This is a genomic window from Rhizobium sp. 2MFCol3.1 (assembly GCF_000377565.1).
Classification (GTDB): Bacteria; Pseudomonadota; Alphaproteobacteria; order Rhizobiales; family Rhizobiaceae; genus Rhizobium.
This window is the reverse complement of the sequence record NZ_KB898369.1, coordinates 62,030-79,473: the sequence shown is the minus strand read 5'-3', so window position 1 is coordinate 79,473 and position 17,444 is coordinate 62,030. Positions and strand designations below refer to the sequence as shown.

At 55.8% G+C, this 17,444-nt stretch carries 13 protein-coding genes; 4 read left to right on the top strand and 9 right to left on the bottom strand.

All coding sequences use genetic code 11. The annotated features are described in order from the left end of the window. Positions 1-169: 169 nt before the first annotated feature. Genes D460_RS0125275 through D460_RS0125265 form a run of 3 tightly spaced genes read left to right on the top strand, consistent with a single transcriptional unit; the run spans position 170 to position 4,520 of the window. Positions 170-742 carry a PAS domain-containing protein gene (locus D460_RS0125275; protein WP_245267804.1) on the top strand — a complete coding sequence of 191 codons (573 nt, stop codon included), beginning with the start codon at positions 170-172 and terminating at the stop codon, positions 740-742. A 24-nt stretch (positions 743-766) separates the two neighbouring features. Further along, positions 767-4,177, top strand: coding sequence for a CheR family methyltransferase (locus D460_RS0125270; protein ID WP_018901390.1), 3,411 nt, complete (start codon positions 767-769; stop codon positions 4,175-4,177). Next, positions 4,170-4,520 (top strand): response regulator, encoded by a 351-nt coding sequence (locus tag D460_RS0125265; RefSeq protein ID WP_037112114.1) that lies wholly within the window; start codon positions 4,170-4,172, stop codon positions 4,518-4,520. Before D460_RS0125270 ends, D460_RS0125265 begins: the two co-directional genes overlap by 8 nt. 165 nt (positions 4,521-4,685) lie before the next feature. Here the strand turns inward: D460_RS0125265 and D460_RS0125260 are convergent, their stop codons facing one another. The 5 genes from D460_RS0125260 to poxB all read right to left on the bottom strand — a co-directional run bounded on the left by D460_RS0125260 (position 4,686) and on the right by poxB (position 11,491). Continuing rightward, positions 4,686-5,126: a VOC family protein gene (locus tag D460_RS0125260; RefSeq protein ID WP_196809370.1), complete on the bottom strand. Its 441-nt coding sequence runs from the start codon at positions 5,124-5,126 to the stop codon at positions 4,686-4,688. A gap of 315 nt (positions 5,127-5,441) precedes the next feature. Then, positions 5,442-5,804, bottom strand: coding sequence for a response regulator (locus D460_RS0125255; protein ID WP_018901387.1), 363 nt, complete (start codon positions 5,802-5,804; stop codon positions 5,442-5,444). Continuing rightward, complete coding sequence (locus tag D460_RS33780) at positions 5,804-7,264, bottom strand: PAS domain-containing protein (RefSeq protein ID WP_018901386.1); 1,461 nt, start codon at positions 7,262-7,264, stop codon at positions 5,804-5,806. Before D460_RS33780 ends, D460_RS0125255 begins: the two co-directional genes overlap by 1 nt. Before the next feature lie 169 nt (positions 7,265-7,433). Next, positions 7,434-7,586, bottom strand: a complete 153-nt coding sequence (locus D460_RS36145; RefSeq protein ID WP_018901385.1) for a hypothetical protein — start codon at positions 7,584-7,586, stop codon at positions 7,434-7,436. 2,177 nt (positions 7,587-9,763) lie between these two features. Next, complete coding sequence (gene poxB, locus D460_RS0125235) at positions 9,764-11,491, bottom strand: ubiquinone-dependent pyruvate dehydrogenase (protein WP_018901383.1); 1,728 nt, start codon at positions 11,489-11,491, stop codon at positions 9,764-9,766. A 430-nt stretch (positions 11,492-11,921) separates the two neighbouring features. Here poxB and D460_RS0125230 point away from each other — a divergent pair, with 430 nt between their 5' ends. Further along, on the top strand, positions 11,922-12,911 hold the full coding sequence (locus D460_RS0125230; RefSeq protein WP_018901382.1) for an aldo/keto reductase: 990 nt from the start codon (positions 11,922-11,924) through the stop codon (positions 12,909-12,911). Positions 12,912-13,098: 187 nt separating this feature from the next. Here D460_RS0125230 and D460_RS0125225 read toward each other — a convergent pair whose 3' ends face one another. The 4 genes from D460_RS0125225 to D460_RS0125210 are packed head-to-tail and all read right to left on the bottom strand — an operon-like array spanning position 13,099 to position 17,370. Beyond that, complete coding sequence (locus D460_RS0125225; protein ID WP_018901381.1) at positions 13,099-13,479, bottom strand: response regulator; 381 nt, start codon at positions 13,477-13,479, stop codon at positions 13,099-13,101. Beyond that, positions 13,479-15,791, bottom strand: a complete 2,313-nt coding sequence (locus tag D460_RS0125220) for a GAF domain-containing protein (protein WP_018901380.1) — start codon at positions 15,789-15,791, stop codon at positions 13,479-13,481. The genes D460_RS0125225 and D460_RS0125220 overlap by 1 nt, the downstream gene beginning before the upstream one ends. Positions 15,792-15,823: 32 nt before the next feature. Continuing rightward, complete coding sequence (locus D460_RS0125215; RefSeq protein ID WP_018901379.1) at positions 15,824-16,249, bottom strand: response regulator; 426 nt, start codon at positions 16,247-16,249, stop codon at positions 15,824-15,826. Between the two features lie 11 nt (positions 16,250-16,260). Beyond that, on the bottom strand, positions 16,261-17,370 hold the full coding sequence (locus tag D460_RS0125210; RefSeq protein ID WP_018901378.1) for a PAS domain-containing protein: 1,110 nt from the start codon (positions 17,368-17,370) through the stop codon (positions 16,261-16,263). Positions 17,371-17,444: the final 74 nt, after the last annotated feature.

The window sequence follows — 17,444 nt, the reverse complement described above, 5'->3', positions numbered from 1 at the left end:
GCACAAAGACTGGCCGTAACAACGGCATCCACAACCTTGGGTAATCTACACCTGACGCATATCAACATTCCCTCAGGTATTTAGTCTGGTCGAGAGTTCGAATTTCTTTTGATTAACTCCGGTCATGCATTACCTAGTTTCGAAACCGGAATCTGATCGGATCACTAACTTGACAGACATTGAAGTTGACCGCCCTCTTATCAACTTTTTCGAGAATTCCTCGATCGCACTCGCTCTTGCGGAGGCAAGCGAGGATAACCTGCTCCTTTTGGTAAACGATCGCTTTTCCGAGCTTACAGGATACGGCGCTGACGAGGTGCTGGGCAGAAACTGTCGCTTTCTCCAGACCAATCCAGACGGTCGGCAAGGAGACAATCTGGAGGCCAAGGCGAAAATCCGGCAATTTCTTTCCGGCGAGGGCACGTCTGTTAGGACGCCGATCGTCAACTTTCGAAAAGATGGAAGACCGTTTGTGAACCTCCTGTTCATGTCCCGTCTAACGACGTCAGGCGAGGTGACCCGTTACATTTTCGCATCGCAGTTCGATATCAGCAGATCGAGTCCACATTTGCTAGATCAATACGACCATGAGCTGGGGGGCGCGCTTTTGCGGATAAGGCCATTGCTCGAAGGACACAACGTGATGCTGGAAGGTACCCTGTCTACTGTCGCAAATTCCACAAACGCCATCGCACAGGCAAAGGTCACCCTCGCCGAGCTTGATCGCAATCCCAGCCACTAAAGGTCAACTGTGCTGCACGTAGAAATGAACGACCAAACAAGCGCCGACGGGTTTGTACCAGTCGTCGGGATCGGGTCCTCCGCTGGTGGTCTCGAGGCTCTGCGCGACCTGTTCTCCACTGCGGTCTTGCCAACTGGATTGGCCTTTGTCGTGGTCCAACATCTGGACCCTCACCATGAAAGCATGCTCGCACAGCTGATAGCACGGCATACCAGCCTAAAAGTGCTTCAGTGCGAGGGCGGTGAGCGGCTGGAGGCGGAGTGTGTCTACATTATTCCCCCAGGTCAGGGTCTCTCAATCCGAGAGAGCCGCCTGGAGTTGGCGTCGTTTACGCAACCTCGAGGTCTCCGTCGCCCAATTGACGACTTCTTCATCTCCTTGGCGAACGATCAGCATGCGAATGCCGCATGCGTCATCCTGTCCGGGACTGGCGCCGACGGAACAACGGGCCTGCGGGCGGTGAAAGAAAATGGAGGACTGTGCGTTGTCCAGGAACCGGAGACCGCGAAGTATGATGGGATGCCGACATCTGCGGTCAGCACGGGCTTGGTCGATTACATAAGAGCGCCATCCGAGATCCTGGACTGCCTGAACCAGTTCTTCTTCAGGCGGCCGGCCGGGACCAGTGCTGGCCAGGTCATTGCAGATCATATTGACGATTTATGTCGCGTCCTACGTTCGGCCATCGGACACGATTTTTCCAATTACAAAAGGTCGACCGTCATACGTCGGGTCGAACGCCGAATGCACGTCCTAGGCATTGATAAGGCGGCCGCTTATCTGCAGCGGATTAAGGGCGACAATGATGAATGCGAAGCTCTTTTCCGAGACCTTCTCATCAACGTCACCAATTTTTTCCGCGACAAAGCCGCTTTTGATGTTCTCGTCGATAAGGCAGTGGTCCCTCTATTGCGCGAGGCAGAGAGAAGCGACGACGAAATTCGGGTGTGGGTGCCTGGATGTTCAAGCGGTGAAGAAGCCTATTCAATCGCAATGCTTTTCGCAGACGCTGCGAACGTTCTCGGGTTGAAATGCAATGTCCAGATTTTCGCGACCGACATTGACGAAAGCATGCTGCAGATTGCCAGAGAAGGAATTTACCCGCTTGCCGGGCTCGCGGATATTCCCTTGAATTTCCAAGAGCAGTTCGTCGTCCCGCAAAAGGATCGGTTTACATTCAATTCAGCAATTCGAAGCATGATCCGCTTCTCGGCTCACAGCTTGATCAAAGACCCGCCATTTTCGAAGGTCGACCTCGTCTCCTGCCGCAACTTGCTGATCTATTTCGACGACAAACTGCAGCAGACGGTGATGCCGCTTCTCCATTATTCGTTGAGGCCAGGCGGGTTCTTATTTCTGGGGACGTCGGAGAGCGTTGGACGTTTCGAAAAGCTGTTTTCTGCCGTTGATCAAAAAACCCGCCTTTTCGAGCGCATGCCAGGCTCACCTGCGTACCCAATTCCGTTGCCAGCGGGCAACCGGCGCGAATCCACCAGACGAGAAACGCCCTCGGCCGTTCCTACGAGGACGCGCGCCGACGACAGCCTTGCGGTCACTAAAATTGTCGACCGTTATGTTCCGGCCTGCCTGGTGCTCGATACAGATGGCCAGATCGTAGCAGCCTACGGGCCTCTCAGTCGCTTTTTCGAATTTCCCGTGTCTCGTTCGAATGAAAGCAGTGCAACTGCGTTGGCGCGGCCGGGGATTAAAGAGAATATAGGACCGCTTCTTAGGCAAGCTGGAAAGGCGGGCAGGCGGGTCATTGCTCGGGACGTCGAAGCTGTCACGGACTTTGGTACCCTCACGGTTGACATCATTTGCGATCCTTTGAGCGACGGCACACTGCTCTTCGTGTTCCAAGAGAAGGGCAAGCTCACTGTGCCTGTCGATAGCGATCTGATCGAACTCGAGCCGGGTGACGGTCATGTGGAGGCATTGGAGAGCGAGCTTCGCTTTACGAAGCATCGACTACGAACGGCCATTGAGGAGCTTGAAACCGCGAACGAGGAATTGAAAAGTTCCAACGAAGAAATGATGTCGATGAATGAAGAGCTTCAATCGACAAACGAGGAACTGACAACAGTCAATGACGAGCTGAAAGGCAAGATCGACCAAGTTACGACGGCAAACTCCGACCTCAAGAACTTTTTCGATTCGACCAGTCTGGCCGTCGTGGTTCTTGACAAAGATCTTCGCATCAGGTCCTTCACACAAGCCGCAACGGGTTTATTTCCGCTGCAACCTAGCGATAAGGGGAGACCCTTTTCGGATGTCGCCAGCCATGTTCTCGATTTTGACTACGTGGCCAACGTTCGAAAGGTCATGGCGGAAGGCCGCGATGCCTTCGAAACCGTTCCCGATCGCACGCACGCACGCACGTTCACGTTGCGCATTCTTCCGTACCGCACGTCAGACGGAACGATTGACGGCGCCACCATTGTTCTGACTGACATAACCCAAGCACTGGATGTGCAAAACGAGCTTGCTGCCGAGCAGGAGCGTCTCGATCTGGCCGTTCACTCCGCCGGGATCGGCGTGTGGGAGTTTCTGCCTGACGATGACAGCATCGCGTTGAACAGCACCATGCGCGATTTCTTCGGCTTTAGGGCCGAGAACGTGAAGTTTCAGGAATTCCTCAGCGCCATCCCAGAGCCGAGAAGAGAAGAGGTCGCTGAAGCAATCAGAATGGCCTCCAACACGCACAAGGGCTTTGATCTCACGCTTAAACTGGAGCCCACATCATCGATAACCCGTTGGCTAAAGGTTTTCGCCAGACCGGTTACCCATCGCAGGCGCGGGCGTGTCATGGGCGTTTGCGTGGACGTGACGGCTGAAAATGATCGTGCCGAAGCACGTGACCTCATGCTCGGGGAAATGAACCACCGTGTGAAGAACCTGTTTGCGATGATCGCCGGGATCATGCGCGTCGCCTCGCGTAACCACACTTCCGTCCCATCTTTTGTAGCCAACATGGAAGGGCGCATCTTAGCATTGGGGCAGGCACACTCGCTTGCGACCCGTCAGGATCGAGAAAACGGAGTTCCCCTCGATGAATTGCTGAATGTCATGCTCTCCCCATATTCACAGCAAAGTTCAATGTCGGTTCACGGGCCGAATCTCACTATTCGCCAGGAGTTTATCACGCCTTTAACCCTTATCCTCCATGAATGGGCGACCAACGCCGTCAAGCACGGCGTGCTGGGCGCCGTCGACGGACAGCTATCCGTTCGATGGGATTTTGATGAAGCCTTTCTGGTGATGACCTGGGAGGAGCATAGAGAAATTGAAGTGGGCCAACTGGATCGGCAAGGGTTTGGCACTGTTCTTCTTTCGACGGCCGCTCGCCAGCTGAGGGCAACGCTCGTAACAGATGGAGACGGACATATCCTTCGTCACCAATTAAAAATGCCAATTTCCGTAGGTGCAAATGAATAAAACGGTTTTGCTTGTTGAAGACGAGATGTTTGTTGCGCTCGATTTGCAGATGATTTTCGAGGATGAGGGCTGGGATGTGGCTGGACCCTATCCCTCTACGCAGGAGGCTCTCGAATATCTGGCAAATAACCGTCCAGATTGCGCGGTTCTCGATGTCAGACTCGTAGACGGCGATGTTTTCCCTGTCGCGGACGCACTGACCAACATCCAGGTACCGTTTGTTTTTCACTCCGGTCACGCTGACCACGCCCAGCTGAATAAAAGATATCCGGCCTCCAAGCTCTATTCAAAGCCATGCAGGCCTTTGGATCTTCTTCAGGAAGCGCAGCGTATGGCAGCCTAGTCGCTCATGGCGGCAAAGCGGCCCGGTCCACGCCTAAATACCCCATCAGGGACATCGCTCTATCTTATGCGGCGCGCAATACAAGAATTGGATATCCTATGCACGGATGCATCGGCCGCCCCGTAAATTGAAATCGGCACGCCAGCGTAGGAGCGACCTGAACGGCTAAACAGGCGGCTGCATCAACTCGATGGTGATACCATCCGGACCGGAGATGTAGGCTACCATTGTGCCGCATCGCGGACCGGCTGGTATCGACTGCGGCGAGCCCTTTATTGCCCACCCCGCCGTCTCCACCCGCGAGATGGCCGTGTGGATATGCGTAACCACGAGAGCAATGTGCGCGGCGCCGATCGCACCCGCGCTACGAGGTGTCTGGCCCAGCGTACCGCCCGTGGAATATTCGAGAAGCTCGATCGGGTAGCCATTTGGAGCCGTCACCACCGCCATTCGGCAGCGCGGATCGTCAACCCCTGTGGCCTCCCGTAGGAACTCACCACCCATCTCGCCTTGGCGAGTAAGGTCGAAACCCATCGCCTCAGTCCAGAACTGGATCGCCTCCTCCAACGAGGTGACCGAGAATCCCGTATGGTCTACAGCTATCACGCCAGCGTCTTCGGCCATTTTTGTCCTTTCATATCGACCAGCTAGCATTCTTCACGAGCTATTGATGGCTTTGCGGCCTTCACCGTCCGCCTGTGACTGGATGGCAGTCACTGATGCGGATGGTCCGAAACCCCTGATTTGATGCGATGGGGGGACCACTCGCAAAGCCGCCGTGGAAACGGCAAAATTTCGCAAATACTCGTGAGGGGAGCTTTAGCCGATAAACTCTTCGGCGTCTAAGTTAATGTGAACGGGCAGCGCCGATGCTGATTTCTCGCTTCCAAGCTGGTGCACTAACTTTTTTCGCGAGTTGCTTCACGGCTTCAGCCCAGCGACACCGAGAGCCTCTAACAGCGCTTTCTGCGATATCGGCTTCAACAAGAATTGCGCCCCTTGTGGGAGGGAGCCTTGAGCGGGATGGTAGCGACCAGAAATAACCATTATCTGGCAATCGCTGTAACTTGAAGCGACGTAATGTGCTAGCGCGATTCCATTCATGCTTCCTGGCATGTCGATGTCTGTGAGCAGAGCCGCAAATTGTCGGTTTTTGCCAAGAGCAATAAGCGCTTCGTCAGCGTTCCCGGCCTCGGCGACCTCAAAGCCAAGATCCGTTAATGTGTCGGCGAGGTCCATTCTGATGAGGCCATCATCTTCGACGACAAGAAGGGATCGCGTCATTAGTGTTCTTTCTGAAAAGTTTGAAGATCGGCTTCGATACGAAATCTTAGGCCAGTTGGCGCATAGTCAAATTCGACTGCGCTATCCAATGCGCCGTTCAGTCCTGCCGAGATTAGTCGCGTGCCAGAACCGCTAGCCATCGGTTTTACGACGGGAGGCCCTCCTGTTTCCCGCCAGGTCATTTCGAAGCGGTCTCGCTCCACCCCGGATACACACCACTCTATTTCCACCCGGCCAGCTGGTTCTGAAAGCGCCCCGTGCTTGAGAGCGTTCGTTGCCAGCTCGTGCAAGATGAGGGCGATTGACAATGATGGTCTTGACCCAACCCGCAACTCGGGACCCTTGATGATAAACCGAGGATTGTCCGGATCATCGTGAAGCGCGATCATCTGCTTCACCAGACGCCGGACTTTTGACGTTCCGGTGCCGCCTTCTAAAATAGTGTCGTGTGCGGCGCTCAAAACAGCGATACGATCCGAAAGGCGTTGTCGCGCTGTCACGATGTCAGGCGCATTGCGAAGGGTTTGAGATGCGATAGCTTGAAACATGGCCAGCTGGTTCTTCAGTCGGTGGCCCAGCTCATGAGAGAGCAACTCCTGGCGGGCTTCCTCGGCTCTAACGTCCGTGACATCACGCGACTGAACAAGGATACCGGTTATCGCGCCAGCGTCATCCCTCATCGGCTGATACACCAGGTCAATCAATCGCGACTGCTTCTCCCCGTCTGGGCCACGATTGAGTTCTACGGCGAGACCTTTGGCGACGAAGGGCTCTCCGGTCACATACACCCTGTCTAAAATATCTATGAAACCCTGCCTTACGACCTCGGACACGGCCTCACGAACAGGCTTGCCAATGATATTCCGTCCAGCTCCCACCATCGACTGATATTCGAGGTTGGCATACTCGAATTCATGAGACGGACCCACGAGCATGGCAATTCCCCCCGGGCTGAGTTCAAACACCTGAAGCATGCGTTCCCGCTGCGTCTTCTCAGCCTTTCTCATTGCAACTTGGGCGGTGATTTCCGTGCAAGCACAAAACATACCGAGAACGGTGCCCCAAGGATCTCGGACAGGGGTGTACGAGAACGCAAAATGGGTTTCTTCTGGAAAGCCGTTACGGTGCATGAGGAATTCGATGTCGTCCATCGCTGTTCCATGACCGGCGTACGCGGCTGTTATGATCGGCTCTACCTGATCCCAGATATCGTGCCACAGATCTTGAAAGCTGGCGCCGAATGCAGCCGGATGCCTTGCCCCACACATTTGCGCGTAGCCGTCGTTGTAGATGGTGATCTGGGCGGGGCCCCATACAAGCAACATCGGCTGCAGCGAACCCATCATCACATTGACAAGTGTGCGAAGCTCCACCGGCCATTGCTGGACCGCTCCTAAAGACGAAGAGGTCCAGTCATAATCATTGAGAAGCTTCGAACACTCAGGGTTGGGCAGATGCATACAGTTGAAGTTCCCGCTGATTTGAAAACGTTAAAGTAGCGGGCAAGGAAAAGTTTCAAATACCGTCAGGTATTTTTGTTTTCGTCGCGTCAGTGCCTGTCAGTTCTTGGCGTCGCCAACCCTACCTTGTGTGGCGCTGGTTCCTCACCGTCGTCGCTGTGGACCTAAATCAGTTTGGCCAGATCAACCAAAAACCGGTTCCGAAAATCACGATAAACGCGACCACCAACAACAACAGGCGGCCGATTCCAGCATTGACGTTCCCTTTCCCGACGATTGTTTCGAAGAAACCCTCACCGCGTGCAATCTCGTCATCTTTCATGTTGATTCTCCGCCATGTTGCCTTGCCAAACAGACCGTCGACCAAACTCCGGACTGCGACGATCGTTCGATACTAATTCCGCAATCGTATCAGTTAGGATTATCACTATTCATTCGGATAAACCTGACGGGGCGCACCTTCCTTGATGCGGAACGTGTTCACCGATGTTACTTCGAATTGCGATCCGGCCTTGCCACACCTCCGGTTGCGGCTGTGTGCCGATGCTGATCTCGACATGACTGCCCGCGTAGACCACGAAATGTGCGTTTGCGGGCCGTAGATTTCGGCTTGGAACGCGCTCTCTGCACGTAGGTTGTACCCTAAGCCGTGAGAAAGGGATCGCTGATTTTAGTGGTTATAGACGTCGACTTAAACCTTCGATGGGCGTCAATGCAAGGGCGCACGATCGACAGGCACCGCGTCCAGATCGACGAGCGATCGGCGGCCTCGATGATCATGCGATGCTGCGAGCCCTTAAACGAAGGACCGAAACTCCGCTTGGCGACAGAAAGCTACGCCAAGGCCATCCAAGGAGATGGCATTGAAACCCACCCTTGGGAGGGCTCCGTCGGCGTCGCAGTCTATGCAAGGGTGCCCGCATGACCCTCTCCTCGGCTTTTACTCTAAACTCGGCAATCATCCTTGGGGCGGTCGCGTTGCTTTGTTGGATGGCAGCGGGGTTCACAGCTGTCTTAGGAACGAAAAGCGAAATCAGGCATGGGGATGCAGGTCGATCCTCGAATTACGTTACGACCGGATTAGCAGTCACTGGTTTGACCGCCCTCGTTGCGATGAGCGCCGTGCTAGGCCTAGCTCAATAACTCGCGGTGCCAGGCTCCAGCCTAAAGGAGAGTTCTATAAAGCTGCCGGCAGGGCGGCCTAGAGGGGCCAGTCTTGACCAGATCACCTTGGCTGGATGTACCGACTATCGCGATTGAACCGTACCGGTAATCCGACCGTCGATGTTCTGGCCGAAGGGATTGATCGCGACGAGGACTGTCAGCGTGACGATAAGGGCTGATAAAGCCGCTAACTGATACTTCATTCGATGCCGATCCCTGGATACGCGAACGCAATACCTGTCGCGCGGCCACAGACTGCCATCCGAAGCTCAATAAATTATGAATTATCGAATGCTGGATATCGACAAATGTGAGCCAGATCGGCCGGTTCGCCTTAATGATCTTGGTTGCCGTTGATGCTGCGGGACCACACGCAGGCCGTAACGAAGAATAACGACGCAGCGACTTTCATGTCATGAGTGAGACGGACACACCGACCAGTGGTCGTGCGGTCACTGTGGACACGGCATCTCCTCCACGACTTGATGAACTGGCTACCCGGAGATTATCGACGGTGGCATCGTCTTTTGAAACGAATCTGGAAAAAAATCCTCCGGTAGCAGCGAACCCCGGAAAAACTGCGCGCGATATTTCGCCCGTGGGGGACCCTCCAAGGATAAGCGCTTTAGCTCGCCGCGAATTTTTTGGCGACACTCGCCGGCTTAACCGCCTTGCTACCTTGTAGAAGAGGTAAAGAGTTCAAAGGATCCTCAGTCCGCAGCGATCAGCCAACCCGTTATTGTCGCCAGCATACCTGCCAAGAATGGCCGCAGCGCACCGGAAATTCTTGCCGAGACGCGCGGCGATCGAACTAAGGCGGGAGATGTCGCGAGCCGTCTCAGCAAGTTCGAGGACGTCGCGGGCAGCTCTATAACCGCGCGAGCCGCAACGACCCCCGATCCTTTTAGACGGTGCGGAGTGTCCGCAGCGGAGCCGCCCGGAGCAAGCGGGACAAGGTGGCGCGGGCGGCCCTGCAGCTTACCGCAGCGGTGTAAGGTCAGCGCCTCCACCAACACCGGGCGATCAATGAGATCGCTGGCAGCCGTAACCACTGGCGATTGCGTCCTTACCGAAAAGACGGGATGAAGTTTCCGTCGGATCGAGTTGCTCGATGAGCTTTCAACTCGACCTGAGGGCGATAACGCGCTCGACTGAATAACCCAAGATCGATTGTGGGGAGATCCTGATCATCCGTCGCGAGGCCCGGGCTCCATACGACAGCGCAAGCAAGGTGTGTTTGCCTGAGAAAATGAATAGGATTTTCTAGAAAAGGAGCAGGCAGCGTCCGGCTCCTCTGTTAAAGGTTCAAACAGGCGAACGGTGTTTGGGTGCGGCTTACCGAGACAGAAAATTCGACACCGTAAGATCAACGAGTTTATCGCCGCGCCCGTTCATCACTGCTTGGATCGCCCACAGTCCAAACCCTTTCACTTGAGCGGCCTCTATTTTCGGCGGTATCGAAAGTTCTTGGGTGTTGGTCACCACGTCCAGCAAAGCAGGGCCTGGATGAGACAGGATTTCCCGGATCGCCTCTTCGAGTTCTGCCGGGTCTTCGACCCGGATACCATGAACACCGGCGGCGCGCGCAACTGCTGAGAAGTCCGGATTTTTTAGATCAGTGCCCGTCTCCAGGAAGCCCGAGGCCTTCATTTCCATCGCAACGAAGCCAAGTGTTGAATTGTTGAAGATCACCACCTTAACCGGCAAGTCCTGCTGGACGAGCGTTAAAAAATCTCCCATCAGCATTGCAAAGCCGCCATCGCCGGACATGCTGATGATCTGCCGATCGGGGTATGCCGCCTGGGCGCCGATCGCCTGGGGCAAAGCATTGGCCATCGATCCATGGACCAACGATCCGATCAAGCGCCGCTTCCCATTCATTTTCAGATAACGCGCGGCCCAGATGGTCGGTGTCCCAACGTCGAACGTGAACACAGCATCGTCGGAGGCTTGCTCGCTGAGGAGGCGGGTAACATATTGTGGATGTATCTTTCCACCACGTTTGCCAGAAGCCAGATCGTCGAGACCCTCCCGCGCCTTCTTGTAGGCTGCTAGGCAATCTCTGAGATGCCCATCTTCTGACCGATCCCTGAGCATCGGCCAAAGTGACGTGATCGTCGATTTGACGTCACCGACAACGGCAAGATCCAGCGGCGTCCGCCGACCGAGGTTCTCGGGCCGGATATCAACCTGAATAATTTTAGCGTTGGTGGGATAAAACTGTCGGTACGGGAAGTCGGTTCCCAGCATCAACAGCGTATCGCATTCGAGCATGGCCTTGTAGCCGGATGAGAATCCGATCAGTCCGGTCATTCCGACATCGAAGGGGTTTTCCCACTCGACGAATTCTTTGCCGCCCAGAGCATGGACGATCGGTGCCTTCAACTTGTCGGCGAGAACGATCAGCTCATCATGGACGCCCTCGCATCCACGACCGCAAAGCAACGTCACTTTCGCGCTGCCGTCGAGAAGCTGTACCATCTGTTCGATCTGCTCTTCGGCTGGCACCACAGTCGGCTGAGGCAGAGCAAGAGCAATAGATTGTGAGATTTTAGCATCAAGTTCACTCAATGCGACATCGCCCGGAATGACCACGACGGCCACGCCGCGCTTGCCCACAGCCGCTCGGATCGCGGACTCCAGGACGGCGGGCAGCTGCTCTGGACGACTCACTAGCTCGCAGTAGTGGCTACATTCGCGAAATAGGTGATCCGGGTGGGTTTCCTGGAAGTAGCCTCTGCCGATCTCGGCCGACGGTATCTGGGCAGCTATGGCAAGGACCGGCACGCGTGAGCGATGGCAGTCGAACAATCCGTTGATGAGATGGAGATTTCCAGGGCCACAGCTTCCGGCGCAGACAGCGAGCTTTCCAGTGAGATGTGCCTCGGCGCCCGCTGCGAACGCCGCCGTCTCTTCATGGCGCGTATGGATCCATTCGATGTCGCCACGTCGACGCAGCGATTCCGTCAGCCCGTGAAGACTGTCACCGACGACGCCATAGATCCTTTCGACGCCAGCTGAATGCAGCACCTGGGTGAGGACATCGGCAACTTTGTTCTTCATGAAAAACTCCCGGTTTGGTGACTTTGAGACCACATTGCGAAAAGTAGGCCGCTTTGCTGTGATCTCAACAGTAGCGTCAGTCAGTGACGGCCCGCGCGGCAAATGACCCCGCCGAGCAGTCCTTCCGCGAACGACACGCTCCTAATGATCTGAGATATATGGGCTTGGATGTTGGCCCAAACTGCTGGAAAGCCGCATCGTCTGCCCTTCCATGGGTTACTTCGTGAAATATAAATGACTTGGCCGAGCCGACGATGAAACTGTATCTAGATATTGAGGTTAGATACGCGGGTATGAGACCTCAGGGACGGGAGCGCTTTTTTGGCGTCCCATTCCGCAATCCTTACCCACTCGCCCATTGTCGGTAGCGCTCTACTTGATGGTAGCGAGCACAGTTTCAGATCTCACATTCAACGTCGGAGTGGTCACCATGGAATATCGCCGCCTAGGAAAGTCCGGACTGAAAGTCAGCGAGTTTTCGTTTGGCTCCTGGGTCACCTTTGGCAGACAGGTTGATGGGGGCAGCGCCGTCGAGTTGATGAAATACGCGTATGACAACGGTGTGAACTTCTTCGACAATGCCGAGGGCTATGAAAAGGGCAATTCCGAAGTGGTCATGGGCGAGGCACTCAGAACTCTTGGTTGGAGCCGCGATAGCTATATCGTATCGAGCAAAGTCTTCTGGGGCGGAGAAAAGCCCACTCAACGCGGGTTATCGCGCAAGCACGTGACCGATGCGGCCCATGCAGCGCTGAAGCGGTTGCAGGTCGAGTATCTGGACCTTTACTTCTGCCACCGCCCGGATAGCGACACTCCCATTGAAGAGACTGTCCGTGCGATGAACGACCTGATCGCCCAGGGCAAGATCCTATACTGGGGCACCTCGGAATGGTCCGCCCAACAGCTGACGGAAGCCTACGCCGTCGCGAAGGATTTGCGCCTAGCGCCGCCGACGATGGAACAGCCTCAATACAACATCTTCGAGCGACAGAAAGTGGAGTCCGAATACCTGCCGCTCTACGACCTCATCGGACTTGGCACCACAATCTGGTCACCGCTCGCATCAGGGATGCTCACTGGCAAGTATAACGACCAAGTTCCGGCCGATAGCCGCATGAACCTCCCCGGCTACGAGTGGCTAAAGGAGCGGCTCAACAGCGACGGTGGCAAAACCCAGGTTGAGCAGGTACGTCAGCTGTCTGAGCTTGCCAGAGAGCTTGGGATGTCCATGACCCATTTTGCGCTGGCATGGTGCTTGGCGTGCAAGCACGTTTCAACCGTCATCCTCGGAGCGTCGCGCCTCTCCCAACTTCAGGACAATCTTGCAGCGCTCGATCAGCGGTCGAAGCTCACGCCAGATGTGCTTGAGCGTGTCGACCAAATCGTTGGCAACAGGCCGTTGGAGCCTCGACGCTTCTAAAAACACCTGAGGAGCCCCGCCTCGGCCTTCCCATGAATCCAGCAGATGGGAAGCGGATGGAACAGTTCGGTCGACCGGGAGATGTGTAGCGATAACAGTTACGGTTTGGACGACTATCGCGACGCTGGCGCGGTTATAAAGGGTCCATTTTGTCGTGCCATGAGACGCGGACCCGACCCGGTGCTCGTCATGACAGCATCTGCCTGATTGTTTCCACGATCTGTTCCTCCCGGTAAGGTTTGGAGAAAAACACCGTCTCAGCCGGGATCACGTCTCCGGGATCCTCGACGTGGCCGGAGACCACGATCACTTTGATTGGCGGCCATCTGTCTCGGATGATTGCAGCCAGACGCATTCCGTCGACACCGCGCGGCATATCGACATCTGTGAAGACGATACGGATGTCATTTCGGGATTCGAGTATTGCGACCGCTTCGGTTGCGTCCGACGCCGCTACCGCCTGATATCCTGCAGCTTCGATGAGGTCTATGCCGGCGAGGCGAAGGAGCGGCTCATCTTCAACGACCAGAACAATCGCGACGTCCTTGGAGATATCACTCATGGTCATTACGACTGCCTCAACTGGGAAATCAGCCCGCGCATCTTAACCTTCAGCCCGTCAGGGGCATAATCCACGTCGACACCGCCGGTTCCCGTCAAGCCTAGGCGTATGAGCCTCGATCCGAATCCCTTGCCCGATGGGGTGGCCACTGGGGGGCCTCCATGCTCGTTCCACACAAGAACGAGCGCACTGTCTTCGCCTCCGCCTTCCATCGTCCACGAAACGATGACCTTGCCTGCCTCGTTCGACCAGGCTCCATATTTGAGCGCGTTGGTCCCCAGTTCATGCATCAGCAGCGCCAGGGACAGCGCCGAGCGCGGTCCAAGTTCGAGGTCCGGACCTGAGATCGAATAACGGTCCGGCAATGAGAGCTGACCGAGTACGGAATCGATCACGGCGATCATACGCGCCGACGACCAGTCCTGGCCGAGCAAAACCTCGTGTGCTTTCGAAAGAGCGTGAAGTCGGCTGGTAAAAGCTTCCACAGGTGCCCGATCGGTGACAGGGCGCAGCGTCTGCGTGGCGATCGCCTGAACCATCGCCATCGTGTTTTTCAGGCGGTGACTGATCTCATGGTTGAGCACCTGCTGTTCCTGCTCCGCACGAATTCTTGAGATCGCCTCACGTGTGCGATCTGCGATCGTTCGCACGAAGTCGCGTTCCTCCACGGAGAAATCATGAGGTCTGTCGTAGTGGACGAACATGACCCCTACAAACGCACCGTGCTCGATGATCGGCACGTTCACCAGCACGGAAATTCCGATCGAATGGAAGAGGTCGGCTGACGCAGATGTCCGAGGATCCTTGGCCACGTCTGGAATGATGACCGTCTCCCCGCGTTTGAGATCTTCGATATAGCAGCCGTAATCTCGGAATTGATGTGAGCCGGCGACAGTCGAGATTCCTTCGGCGCACCAATCGGGTAGCATCTGCACGGTCTCGGCGATCGGATCGACGACGCCATAGCCCGCTCTTGTCGCGCCCTCCAGGTTGCGGGCCATGATCTCTGCTGCGGCAAATGCAACATCTTTGACATCGTCGAGTTCTCGAATTCTGTCGCCGAGCTCGAGGAATGCCATTTGCCGATTTTCGGCGATCTTCTGAGATGTCGCGTTCCTGGCGACCTTGATGAAGCCGGGCACCTCCGAGCCAGACTGGCCAGGAAACGGGCGTATCGTCCCGTCTAGGAAAACCCGTGTTCCGTCGGCCGCCTGGTGCCACCTTCGATCAAGTGCAACACCTTCCGCTGCAGCTTTGCGGACTTCGGTTTCTGGGACGCCGGCCGCGCGGTCTTCCTTCGTGAATATCTCCGCGAACCCGCGCCCAAGCATTTCGGCCTCCGTCCAGCCAAAAGTCTCCTCCGCTCCGCCAAACCAGCTCGTGATACGCTGTTCGTCGTCAATGGTCACGATGACATAGTCTTTCGCACCCTCGACGATCAGCCGCAGCTTTGTCTCGCTGCCCCGAAGGGCTTCGACAGCCTCCATTCGGTCTGTCACATCGACAAAAATGATGATGAACTTGTCATTGCCTGTCGCCTGCACGTAGCCGTCGACCCAGCGTCCGAGGGCGGAGATATGCCGAGTAAAACGCCTGCTCTGTCCGCTTTCGACAACGAGCGCGACGTCCGATACCCACTCCTCTCCAAAATTCGGAAAGATCTCTCGCATGGTGCGACCGGTGGCGTCCTCGACTGGGTGGTCTAAGAGATTGCTCCAAGCCGGATTGACGCTGTCATGGCGCCAATCGACGATGGTCCCGTCGAGGTCGCGAATGACCGAACCGACGATAATCCCTTCCTCGAGCTGCTCGAAAAGCGAACTCCACCGGCGTTCTGATAGAAAAGTGGCGATCTGGTTCGAGGCGACCTTGCCGATGCGGCTCAGCAGGTCGAGCTCTTGTCTTGTCCAGGTTCTGGGTTCCCCGTCGATCGCGGCCAACGCTCCGATGACCAGACCATCCGGCATTGTGACGGGTACGCCCATGTAGGAGATCACGCCCAGATCCGGGATGGCCAGGTTATCTTTGACGAGATCATGGATCGTCGCGTCTCCAATGATCAGGGGCTGCTTGTCCCGAACCACGTGTTGGCAGAAGGAATGGGTAAGCGGGGTCTCGGCAGCCTCGGCCCATTTCTCCGGAAGACCGAGATGAGCAATGAAGACCTGCCTGTCCTCATCGAGAATGGAGACGAGCGCGACGGGGCAGTTAAGCCCGGCCTTCACGACCTCGATAATGTCCTGAAATTCCGACTGGCCTTGAACGTCAAGCAGACCAGAATTCCGAACAGCGCCGATGCGCTTTGATGGTGAACTCACTGAGGTTCCTTCACGCGAGATCGCGCAGTTGATCATGCCGCAAGGTTGGCGCGTGCGGCAGGGGAGAGGACAAGGCTAGGGGGCGCGACGAGCGCACCATGGCCGCCATCGACGATGGTCTGCAGAAACTGCAAGGCGTTCTGCAGACCGTTGACCGTATAGGGCTTCTCGATCGCCCCGAGCGCACCAGCAAAATCGTCCGGTATGCGCTTGAGATTTCCCGATACGAACACGAACGGAATTGCCTTGGCCGAAAGGTAGCGTCCGACGTCGATACCCGTTGGGCCATCCAGCAATTGAATGTCGACGAAGGCAAATTGCGGCGAGGTCGCATCAATGATCTCTATCGCCTCGCGACTATCGGCTGCCGTCCCAACAACGAGATGACCGGCGCCTTCCACTTCGCTTTCCAGCTCCATGGCAAGAAGGACTTCATCTTCCACAATCAGAATATTCAAATCGGATCCTTTCAGTCCTTAACGGACAGCGTGACTGTAACGTCTGTCCGGTGGCCCTGCACAACTCGGTCGATCTTGGCTCGAAGTTGCTTTAGGCAAGCCTCGAGCATGGCCTGGCTAAACGCAGCCTCCTCTTTGTCCACGTCAACCGGCATGACAGTATCCGCGACCCGAATGAGGAAGTGCCCGTTCAGCCGTCTGATCTCCAGATGGATCTCGCCACCGCCGTCGCTCAGCCCCCGCCTTATCGCATCGCCGACCAGTTCGTTGATAATGAGAGCCAACGGCGATGCCTTGGTAGCAGGCACCACGACCTCGTGCAGATCGGTTGTCAGCTGTATGTCCGAACGCTTCAATGCGCCGATTTTATCGATCATGAGGGTGTTTGCGAAATCGGCTACGTCGAATTGTCCCACTTCCTCGTCGTTCAAGAGTTTGCGCTGTACGGTGCTGAGCGCTTCGACGCGATTGAGAACAGACGTCAGTGTACGCTCGACAACGTCGTTTTCGGTCATTCGAGCCTGCAGTTTGACGATGGATGCGATCGTAAGCAGGTTGTTCTTGACCCTATGATCGACCTCGTGGACCAGCGTTGTCTTTGCACGCAGGGCGTCGGTCAGGTCTGCCGTTCGCATCGCCACTTCTTCCTCGGCGAGGTGACGCGCGCGCGCCAGTTCCGCTTCCTTGCTTTTGATGTTTGTAAAGTCGAGCTGAGAGGCAAAAAAGTAGATCACCGCGCCTGAGGCATCCCGCACCGGGCTGACGAAGAGCGCGTTCCAGAAGGCCGACCCGTCTTTTCGGTAATTGAGAATGTCGATCGCGAGATCTTTCTGGGCAGCAATGGCGTCACGAAGCCTTGAAACGGCATCCGGATCGGTTTCCCGCCCCTGAAGGAGGCGACAGTTTTTGCCAATGAGCTCTTCGTTGGTGTAGCCCGTGAGCTTACAAAACGCTGCGTTACAGAAGATGATCGGATTGTCCGCTTGACGTGGATCGGTGATCAGCATCGGCATGCGTGTGGCTTTAAACGCTGCCGCAAAGGGGTCTTCCGAAGCGTGAGCAGCAACCAGACGCTCACCGGCGTCCCTGGCGTCCTGCATGCTATTATTGTCTTCTGTCATCGATATTCCCGGATGCTAACGCAATGAAATGCGCGAGCAGCGATTTCGTTCCACTAGCAACTATGTTTCTAACA

Bases quoted from the DNA above. Each gene is read 5' to 3' on its own strand.
- D460_RS0125270 (WP_018901390.1), top strand. From the start codon at position 767: ATGAACGACCAAACAAGCGCCGACGGGTTTGTACCAGTCGTCGGGATC.
- D460_RS0125265 (WP_037112114.1), top strand. From the start codon at position 4,170: ATGAATAAAACGGTTTTGCTTGTTGAAGACGAGATGTTTGTTGCGCTC.
- D460_RS0125255 (WP_018901387.1), bottom strand. From the start codon at position 5,804: ATGACGCGATCCCTTCTTGTCGTCGAAGATGATGGCCTCATCAGAATG.
- D460_RS33780 (WP_018901386.1), bottom strand. From the start codon at position 7,264: ATGCATCTGCCCAACCCTGAGTGTTCGAAGCTTCTCAATGATTATGAC.
- D460_RS36145 (WP_018901385.1), bottom strand. From the start codon at position 7,586: ATGAAAGATGACGAGATTGCACGCGGTGAGGGTTTCTTCGAAACAATC.
- poxB (WP_018901383.1), bottom strand. From the start codon at position 11,491: ATGAAGAACAAAGTTGCCGATGTCCTCACCCAGGTGCTGCATTCAGCT.
- D460_RS0125230 (WP_018901382.1), top strand. From the start codon at position 11,922: ATGGAATATCGCCGCCTAGGAAAGTCCGGACTGAAAGTCAGCGAGTTT.
- D460_RS0125225 (WP_018901381.1), bottom strand. From the start codon at position 13,479: ATGACCATGAGTGATATCTCCAAGGACGTCGCGATTGTTCTGGTCGTT.
- D460_RS0125210 (WP_018901378.1), bottom strand. From the start codon at position 17,370: ATGACAGAAGACAATAATAGCATGCAGGACGCCAGGGACGCCGGTGAG.